The 9036-nt window shown below is 73.4% G+C and carries 7 protein-coding genes and 1 pseudogene; 3 read left to right on the top strand and 5 right to left on the bottom strand.

All coding sequences use genetic code 11. The features are described from left to right. The first annotated feature begins 180 nt into the window (after positions 1-180). On the top strand, positions 181-411 hold the full coding sequence (locus AB0B63_RS28715; protein WP_219462300.1) for a hypothetical protein: 231 nt from the start codon (positions 181-183) through the stop codon (positions 409-411). A 141-nt stretch (positions 412-552) separates the two neighbouring features. Here the strand turns inward: AB0B63_RS28715 and AB0B63_RS28720 are convergent, their stop codons facing one another. Both AB0B63_RS28720 and AB0B63_RS28725 read right to left on the bottom strand, forming a co-directional pair. Then, positions 553-1332, bottom strand: coding sequence for a peptidylprolyl isomerase (locus AB0B63_RS28720; RefSeq protein ID WP_357024343.1), 780 nt, complete (start codon positions 1330-1332; stop codon positions 553-555). Between the two features lie 173 nt (positions 1333-1505). After that, positions 1506-2756 carry a D-alanyl-D-alanine carboxypeptidase gene (locus AB0B63_RS28725; RefSeq protein ID WP_357024346.1) on the bottom strand — a complete coding sequence of 417 codons (1251 nt, stop codon included), beginning with the start codon at positions 2754-2756 and terminating at the stop codon, positions 1506-1508. A gap of 371 nt (positions 2757-3127) precedes the next feature. On the opposite strand from AB0B63_RS28725, the gene AB0B63_RS28730 reads away from it, so the two are divergent. Beyond that, positions 3128-4348: a hypothetical protein gene (locus AB0B63_RS28730; protein ID WP_357024349.1), complete on the top strand. Its 1221-nt coding sequence runs from the start codon at positions 3128-3130 to the stop codon at positions 4346-4348. A 166-nt stretch (positions 4349-4514) separates the two neighbouring features. On the opposite strand, the gene AB0B63_RS28735 is transcribed toward AB0B63_RS28730, so the two are convergent. Next, positions 4515-5234: a MerR family transcriptional regulator gene (locus AB0B63_RS28735; protein ID WP_357024352.1), complete on the bottom strand. Its 720-nt coding sequence runs from the start codon at positions 5232-5234 to the stop codon at positions 4515-4517. A 135-nt stretch (positions 5235-5369) separates the two neighbouring features. Between AB0B63_RS28735 and AB0B63_RS28740 the strand changes: the two are divergent. Further along, positions 5370-7647: pseudogene (locus AB0B63_RS28740) on the top strand (excinuclease ABC subunit UvrA). A gap of 79 nt (positions 7648-7726) precedes the next feature. Here the strand turns inward: AB0B63_RS28740 and AB0B63_RS28745 are convergent. Together AB0B63_RS28745 and AB0B63_RS28750 are read right to left on the bottom strand one after the other, a co-directional pair. After that, on the bottom strand, positions 7727-8140 hold the full coding sequence (locus tag AB0B63_RS28745) for a protein-tyrosine phosphatase family protein (protein WP_357024355.1): 414 nt from the start codon (positions 8138-8140) through the stop codon (positions 7727-7729). Positions 8141-8517: 377 nt separating this feature from the next. After that, a partial coding sequence (locus AB0B63_RS28750) for a hypothetical protein (protein WP_357024358.1) occupies positions 8518-9036 on the bottom strand: 519 nt, incomplete at its 5' end.

Raw genomic sequence — 9036 nt, forward strand, 5'->3', positions numbered from 1 at the left:
CCCACCCGGTGGGGGCGGCCGGGTCGCTAGGATGCCGCCGGTCGACGGGGTGGAGCCGCCGGTCGGACCCGGGTCGGGGTTGGTGGGCCGGGGCAGCTGCCAGCAGCCGGACGGCGGCGGGAGGTGTCGACGACGGTGGATGGGGGTAGCGGAGGGTAGGCACCGGTGAAGGAGGAGACCATGACCGACCCCCGTTACGCCCCGATCGGCCTCGCGGTCGGTAATGACCTGGTCGACGTCGACGACGTCGACACCCGTCCCGTGGTGGGTGCGGACGACGCCCGCGCCGACGCCGCCCGGGCCGGAGCGGAGGTGGACCTGTCCGACGGCACCCGGGACGGCGACGGCGTGCCGGTCGGTACGGCCGACGCGGACGCCGACCGGACCCGGGCGGCAGGCGAGCAGGGCTGACCGTCGGGCGGGGGTGGTCGCCCGCCCCCGCCCGGCAGGTGCGCCGGCCCGTCGGGCTGAGCCCGCACCGGCCAGCTCACCGGCGACCCGGGGTGCCCGCACCGGAGGGTGCGGTGGCCCGGGTCGCCGGGGCCGGACTGCTCAGTGGCCGCGGATCGCGCGGTGGATCTGCACCGGCAGGGCCGGGGCACCGTCCACCGGCGCGGGGTCCTCCGGGGTGGGCGCGATGCCACCGGCGGCGATCTTGTCCAGGGTCTTCAGCCCGGCCACGTCGATGGTGCCGAAGACGGTGTAGTTGGGGCGCAGCGCCGAGTCCGACTGGACCAGGAAGAACTGGCTGCCGTTGGTGTCCGGCCCGGCGTTGGCCATCGCGAGCGTGCCCCGGGCGTAGAGCCGGCGCACGCCGGTGGGGTCGGTCGGCGCGGGCGGCAGGTCGGTGGGCAGTTCGTCGCGGTAGCGGTAGCCCGGCCCGCCCTCACCCGTGCCGGACGGGTCACCGCACTGGAGCACCTTGAGCGTCGGGTAGGCGGTCAACCGGTGACAGGGCGTCCAGTCGTAGAACCGGTGCCGCGCCAGGTGCAGGAAGCTCTGCACCGTGCACGGGGCCTGCTCCCGGTCCAGGGTCAGGCCGATCGGCCCCTGGCTGGTGCGCAGGGTGACCCGGACCGTGCCCTCGTCCGGCGTCCGGCGCGGGTCCCGCGGCAGCGGCACCGGCCGGGCCGGTGGTTCGTCGGGCGTGGAGGTGTACGCGCACGGCCCCTTCGTGGTCCGGGCGGCGCTCGACCCGTCGGCGGGCGCGGCGACGGCGGCGGTGCCACCGGCGACGACCAGTGCCGCCGAGGCCAGCGCCACCCCGGCGAGGCGGGTCAGCCGGCCGGCCGGACGCGACCCGGCGGCGAACGGTCGGGGTTCACTCGACACTGTGGTCCTCCTGGACTCGTGGTACCGGAGAGGCGGGCGGTACCGCAACGACCGGAGTCTATGGAGGGCCGGCCCGGTTGTCGACGCTGATCGACACCGGGCGGGGCGTCACCGTCGGTCCCCCGGGCGGGCCGCCGCGGGTCTCCGCGCGCCACAGCCGGCGGGGTCGGCGGTCAGTCCCAGGCGACGCGTCGGCGGACCCGGCGACGGGTCCGCCGACGACCGACAGCGAACAGGACGGCCAACACCCCGACCAGGGCCGCCGCACCGCCGATCACCGCCGTGCCGAGCCAGTGCGGTGTGCCCGCCGGCCGGCCGGCGGGACCCGGGGCGGCGGCCACCGGGGCCGACGGCGACACCGACGCGCGGGGGGTGGTCACCTCCCCCGGCTCGACCAGCCGCCCGACCGAGGCGTCCCGGGGCAGGCTGAAGCCCCAGTCGAGCAGCCGCGCCCCCTGCTCCCAGCCACGCACCGGGCGGGCCTCCGCACCGAGCAGGGTCACCACCAGCCGACGCCCACCGCGTTGCGCGGCTCCGACGTAGGTGTGCCGGGCCAGGTCCGTGAATCCGGTCTTCCCGCCCAACGCCCCCGGGTACCGGTAGATCAACTGGTTCTCGTTCTGGATCTGGAAGCCGGGCTTGCGCAGTGCGGGTTGGGCCGGGATCTGGGTCCGCTCGGTCAGCGCGTACCGGCGGAAGGTGGGGTCGGCGAAACAGACCCGGGCGATCAGCGCCAGGTCGTACACGCTGGTGAACTGGCCCGGCCCGTCCAACCCGGACGGGGTCACCGCCCGGGTCTGCCACGCGCCGAGCCGACGGGCCTCGGCGTTCATCTCGCGGACCCCGGCGGCGGAGCTGCCCGCGCCCAGCCGGGCCAGCAGGTTCGCCGCGTCGTTGCCGGACTGCAGCAGCAGGCCGAGCCAGGCGGTCTCGACCGAGTAGCGGCCACCGTCGAGCAGGCCGACGGCGGAGCTGCCGGGCTCGATGTCCAGGTCGGCGCGGGTCACCGTGACCACCTGTTTCGGGTTCAGCTTCGGCAGCATGGTGGCGGCGAGGAGCAACTTCTGCACGCTGGCCGGGGTGGCGTACGCGTGTGGGCCGCAGCCGCCGAGGACCGCTCCGGTGTCCAGGTCGGCGACCAGCCACGACGTCGCGGTGACCGGCGGTGGCGCGGGCGTGCCCGGGGGAACGGTCAACCCGGGGGTGGCCAACGACTCTCCGCCCACCGTCTGCTGCTCGGGCACCGCCGCCGGCGGCGCGGGCCGGGGAGGCCGGGTGACCTTCGGCGTCGGCAGCTTCGGGCACGGCACGACGGCCGCGCGGGCCGAGCCGGCGCGGCCCGCGACGCCCGCGTGCGCGGGGACCGGCAGTGCCACGGTGAGGAGTACGGCCGCGACGGCGGCGGCCAGGACCCGGGCTCTCATGGTCAGGCACCCTACCGAGGCGGGGCGTCGCTCTCCCAGGGGGCGCGACCGGCCCGACGGGAGCGGGTTGCCTCACTCTCGATGACCACAGCATTACTCCACGTTGCCGAAATTGCTGCCGCAGGGCGCGGGCGGGATCGCTCCCATGCGCTCTGAGCTGCGGTTTTACCGACGACCACGGAGTGCGACCGGAAGCTCACCAAAATTCTTGAACGATCTCCGAGTGGTCCCCGTATCCATCGCCGCAAGGACGGACCGGGGCGCCGCCAAGTACGAGGCGGCGGACGACGGCCCACCTTCACCCCAGCCACCGTCGGACCGACCGGACGCGACACCCGTCGACGGTCCGCCGGAGATCAGAGGAGAGGTACATGGCCAGGCCAATGCGGAAGAATTCCGTTCTCAAGCTCGGCGGAGTGGGCGCCCTGGCGGTGCTGCTCCTGGGTGGCGGCCTGCAGCTCGCCTCCGCCGCCGAGAACACCGGCAGCAGCGCCGCGCAGACCGTGAACTGCCCCACCGTACGGGACAAGCTGCCGGCGGTCCCGGCGGCGGCCGCCGCCGGGGTGGAGCGGGAACTGGCCAACCTGGACGAGGAGATCGCCCGGCAGAACGAGCGGCTGGCCAAGCAGGCCGCCAACCCCCAGGGCGGCGCGAACTTCATCAACAACGCCATCCTCGGCCCGCTGAAGAGCAAGCGCGTCGCGGTGCTGGACCGCATCGAGATCAACTTCAACCGGGTCGGCGCACAACGCCCCAACCTGGACAGCCTGGCCACCTGCGGGCTGAACGCCCCGGGCGTGGCCAGTGCGCTGAACAGCTCCGTCAAGGCCGGCAACGCCGCCACCGGCGGGAACAACACCACGGCCGCCGCCCAGACGGTGAACTGCCCGACGCCGCAGATCCCCGCCGTCCCGGCCCAGGCCGCCGCGAACGTCCAGGCCGAACTGGCCAACCTCGACAAGCAGATCGGCGAAGCCAACGCCCGCCTCGCCCAGCAGGCCGCCAACCCCCAGGGCGGCGCCAACTTCATCAACAACGCCATCCTCGGCCCGCTGAAGGACAAGCGCCAAGCCGCCCTCGACCGCATCGAGATCGCCTTCAACCGCGTCGGCGCACAGCGCCCCAACCTCGACAACTTCGCCGCCTGTGGTCTCAACGGCGCGGGTGCCGGGAACGCGGGCGCGGGCGCGGGCGCGGGCAACAACGGTGCCGGCAACAACGGCGCGGGCAACAACGGTGCCGGCAACAACGGCGCGGGTAACAACGGCGCGGGCAACAACGGTGCCGGTAACGCGGGGAACGCCCGGACGGTGAACTGCCCGACGCCGCAGATCCCCGCCGTCCCCGCCCAGGCCGCCGCGAACGTCCAGGCCGAACTGGCCAACCTCGACAAGCAGATCGGCGAAGCCAACGCCCGCCTCGCCCAGCAGGCCGCCAACCCCCAGGGCGGCGCCAACTTCATCAACAACGCCATCCTCGGCCCGCTGAAGGACAAGCGCCAAGCCGCCCTCGACCGCATCGAGATCGCCTTCAACCGCGTCGGCGCACAGCGCCCCAACCTCGACAACTTCGCCGCCTGCGGCCTGAACTGACCGGTCACTCACGGACGGCCCGGCGGATCATCCGCCGGGCCGTCCGGCTGTGCGCACCCACCCCGGCACACCCGACGTCCCACCAGGCTCAGCACGCCCCCGCCGTGGTCAACCCTTCCCCGTCCAGCTCAGTGCATCCCGACCGACCCAGTGCGCCTCGGTCGGCTCAGTGCGTCCCGGCCGGGCCGGTTTCGGCGAGGTAGTCGGACAACGCGGCGGAGCCTCGCAGCCGACGCAGGCTGCGGGCGTGCAGGTCCTGCTCCCGCCGGGCGAGTTCGGCCCGCACCCGGTCCGGTCGGCCGGTGCTGCGCAACTCGTCGAGGACCGCGGTGATGATGTCGAACGGGTACCCGCCCCGACGCAGCAGCGCCACCACCTGCGCCGCCCGCCACTCGGCCACGTCGTACACCCGGTAGCCGGTGCCCCGCTGCCGGTGCGGGCGGAGCAGGCCGCGCTGCTCCCACAGGCGCAGCTGCGAGGTCCGCACCCCGACCTGGGCGGCCACCACACCGATCCGGGCGTCCCGGCGGGGCACGGCCGCCACCGGACTGTCCAGCACCGTCTCGAAGGCGCCCAGCACCCGGGCGATCTCGGCCCGTTCGCGGTCCAACTCGGCGTGCCCGGCGTCGAGCGCGGCGAGCGCCGCCGGCAGCTCACCCCGGTGCACGGCGGCCAACACCTCGCGGGTACGCGCCCAGCCGTGCCCCTCGGCCATCCGCCGGGCCACGGCCAGGGCCCGGACGTGGCGTTCGGTGAACATCCGGTAGCCGCTCAGGGTGCGGCCGGCCGGTGGCAGCAGCCCGTCGGCCAGATAGTTGCGCACCTGCTGGGTGGAGATCCCGGCACTGGCCGCGACGTCGACCAACCGCCACCGCCGCTCCCCCACCCGGCCCCCTCCGCTCGCCCCCGTCCAGCCTAGTGGTTGCCACGTGGTTTGAGACTTTCCGCCCACCTGCATCCGGTCGGCTCGGCGTGCTCCGACAGAAGTCTCAACGGGAGCATGAATGAGAAAATCGAAGGTATGGAGCAGTCAGCACGGTCCACCGCCGACCACCACGACATGATCGAGGTACGGGGCGCCCGGGAGAACAACCTCACCGGCGTCTCCGTCGACATACCCAAGCGACGGCTCACGGTCTTCACCGGGGTATCCGGCTCGGGGAAGTCCTCCCTGGTGTTCGGCACCGTCGCCGCCGAGTCCCGCCGCCTGATCAACGAGACCTACAGCGCCTTCCTCCAGTCGTTCATGCCGAACCTGTCCCGCCCCGACGTCGACTCGCTGCGGAACCTGACCTCGGCGATCGTGGTCGACCAGGAACGGATGGGGGCGAACTCCCGCTCCACCGTGGGCACCGCGACCGACGCGTACGCGCTGCTGCGGATCCTGTTCAGCCGGCTCGGCGAGCCGCACGTCGGCGGGGCCGGGGCCGTTCAGTTTCAACCTCGCCGAGGGCATGTGCCCCACCTGTGAGGGGCTGGGCCGGGTCTCCGACCTCGACGTGTCGGCCATGGTGGACGTGGAACGCTCGCTCAACGACGGGGCGATCCTGGTGCCGAACTTCGCCGTCGACTCCTGGTACTGGCAGACCATCGTCGGGTCCGGCCTGTTCGACCCGGACGTCAAGCTCCAGGACTTCACCGCGCAGCAGTGGGCGGACTTCCTGCACAAGCCGGCCACCAAGATCAAGGTCGGGACCAACAGCTGGACGTACGAGGGGCTGGTGGTGAAGGTCCGCCGGCTCTACCTGGCCAAGGACCGGGAGTCCATGCAGCCGCACATCCGCGCCTTCGTGGACCGGGCGGTCGCCTTCGCCACCTGCGCCGCCTGCGGTGGTGCCCGGCTCAACGCGGCGGCCCTGTCGTCGAGGATCGCCGGACGCAACATCGCCGAGTGCGCGGCCCAGCAGATCAGCGACCTGGCGGAGTTCGTCGGCGGGATCGACGCCCCGTCGGTGGCACCGCTGGTGGCCGACCTGCGCGACACCCTGGACTCGCTGGTGGAGATCGGCCTCGGCTACCTCAGCCTGGACCGGGAGTCCGGCACCCTCTCCGGCGGCGAGGCGCAGCGGGTGAAGATGGTCCGCCACCTCGGGTCCAGTCTCTCCGACGTGACGTACGTGTTCGACGAACCGACGGTGGGGCTGCACCCGCACGACATCAACCGGATGAACGACCTGCTGCTGCGGCTACGCGACAAGGGCAACACGGTGCTGGTCGTGGAACACAAGCCGGAGACCATCGCGATCGCCGACCACGTGGTCGACCTCGGCCCGGGAGCCGGCGCGGCGGGCGGTCGGATCTGCTACACCGGGGACGTGACCGGGCTACGGCGCTCCGGCACGCTGACCGGCCGGCACCTCGACCACCGGGTCACCCTGCGGGCCGCCGTCCGCACACCCACCGGTCACCTGCCGATCCGGGGCGCCGACCTGCACAACCTGCGCGACGTCGACGTGGACCTGCCGCTGGGGGTGCTGACCGTGGTCACCGGCGTGGCCGGCTCGGGCAAGAGTTCACTGATCCACGGCTCGTTGCCCCGTCGGGACGGGGTGGTGGTGGTCGACCAGTCCGCCATCCGGGGCTCCCGACGCAGCAACCCGGCGACCTGGACCGGCCTGCTCGACCCGATCCGCACCGCGTTCGCCCGCGCCAACGGGGTGAAGGCCGCGCTGTTCAGCGCCAACTCCGAGGGCGCCTGCCCGACCTGCAAGGGAATCGGGCTGGTCTACACCGACCTGGCCACGATGGCTGCCGTCGCCACCGTGTGCGAGGCCTGCGAGGGGCGGCGCTACACCCCCGAGGTGCTGAGATACACGCTGCGCGGCCGCAACATCAGCGAGGTGCTCGGCATGTCGGTCACCGAGGCCCGGGAGTTCTTCCCGTCCGGCCCGGCCAGGGTGGTGCTGGACCGGCTGGCCGAGGTCGGGCTGGGCTACCTGACCCTGGGGCAACCGCTGACCACCCTCTCCGGTGGGGAACGCCAGCGGCTCAAGCTCGCCGTGCACATGGCCGAGAAGGCCGCCACCTACGTGCTGGACGAGCCGACCACCGGTCTGCACCTGGCCGACGTGGACCAACTCCTGGCCCTGTTGGACCGGTTGGTCGACGCGGGCAACACGGTGGTCGTCATCGAGCACCACCAGGCGGTGATGGCGCACGCCGACTGGATCATCGACCTGGGTCCCGGTGCCGGACACGACGGCGGCCGGATCGTCTTCACCGGCACCCCCGCCGACCTGGTCGCGCACGGTGACACCCTGACCGCCAGCCACCTGCGCGAGTACGTCGCACCCCGGTGACCCCGGATCACCTCCAGCCCGTGGCCGACGCACACGGACGCCCCTGACCGGCGGGCCGCGAGCGCGGGACGCGGTGCGGTCAGCGGCCGGGAAGTCGCCGCAACCAGGCCCGCTGCCAGGGGGTCTCCACGGCTTTCGGGTGGTAGTGGCCGCGGATCCAACCCACCGCCTGTCGGGCCGGCAGTCCGTCGAGGATCGCCAGGGCGGCGAGGGCGGTGCCGGTCCGGCCGATCCCACCCCGGCAGGCCACCTCCACCCGGGCACCGCCCTGCGCGCGCCGCAACGCCTCGCGCAGGGCGTCCAGGGCGTCCGCGCGGTCGACGGGCAGCCAGAAGTCGGGCCACCGGATGCGCCGGTACGGCCAGGCCGGGGTCGGGCCGGGCGCCAGGATCAGGGCGAAGTCGGCGGGTGACACCGCGTCGGCCACCCGCCGCCCGCGCACGGTCGCGCCGCTGGGCAGGGTGACCACGCCGGTCGAACTGGACCACTCCACACCGCGATTCTGCCCGGTACGCACACAGCGCGCCGCCCCCGACCCGGGTGGGTCGGGGGCGGCGCGTGTCGATGTGCGGGTCGCCTCTCGGCGCGTGGCGCAACGCGGCTCCAGCCGAACGGAACTCCGCGACGGCATTTCAGGTGAGGCCCGGGGACACCGGACACACCGACACCCTCCACAACGCGGGACCCCACCTCCCCCTTCCCCACCCTCCAGTGACCCCCGTCACTCTCATGTGACCGCCCCGCCACGACGCCGCCCCGCCACGGCACCGGGTTGGCCGAGTTCGCCACCCGCCGCCGGCCACGACAGCAGCGCTGGCCGGCACCCCGGGCGGGGTGCCGGCCAGCGTTGTCGTGCGGGTCAGCTGCGGGTCAGCTGTTCCAGTGGTGGGCGACGAGGTCGGCGGCCTGCTGCTCCCACTGGGCGTAGTGGTCGGGGTACGCCGACACCTGGACCGTCTGGGCGGCCTTGGTCAGGGGCATGTCCTGCCAGCCGTCGACCTGCTTGAGGCCCTTGAGGAACGCCAGGGTGGCGTACTCGGGGTCGGTGATCTGCTCGACGGTGCCCCAGCCGGAGGACGGGCGCTGCTGGAACAGGCCCTGCGAGTCGTGGTCGTTACGGTCGCCGAGGTGGCCGAGGTTCTCCAGCTTCGACTCCTGTAGGGCGGTGGCGATGGAGACCACGGCGGCGCGTTCGTCCATGCCGGCCTTCTTCGTGGCGGCGATGATGGCCTTGGCGTTGCGGGTCTGCTCGTCGTTGAGGTCGATGCGGGACTGGTCGCCCTGCACGCCGTGCGGGATCAGCTTGGCCTTGTCCACGGCCGGCTTGTCGGCCTGCACGGTGGTGGCGGCGGGGCGGGTGTCGGTGGCGGCGTGGGCGTGGGTGGCGGG

It is taken from the genome of Micromonospora sp. NPDC049081, assembly GCF_040648835.1.
Classification (GTDB): domain Bacteria; phylum Actinomycetota; class Actinomycetes; order Mycobacteriales; family Micromonosporaceae; genus Micromonospora; species Micromonospora antibiotica.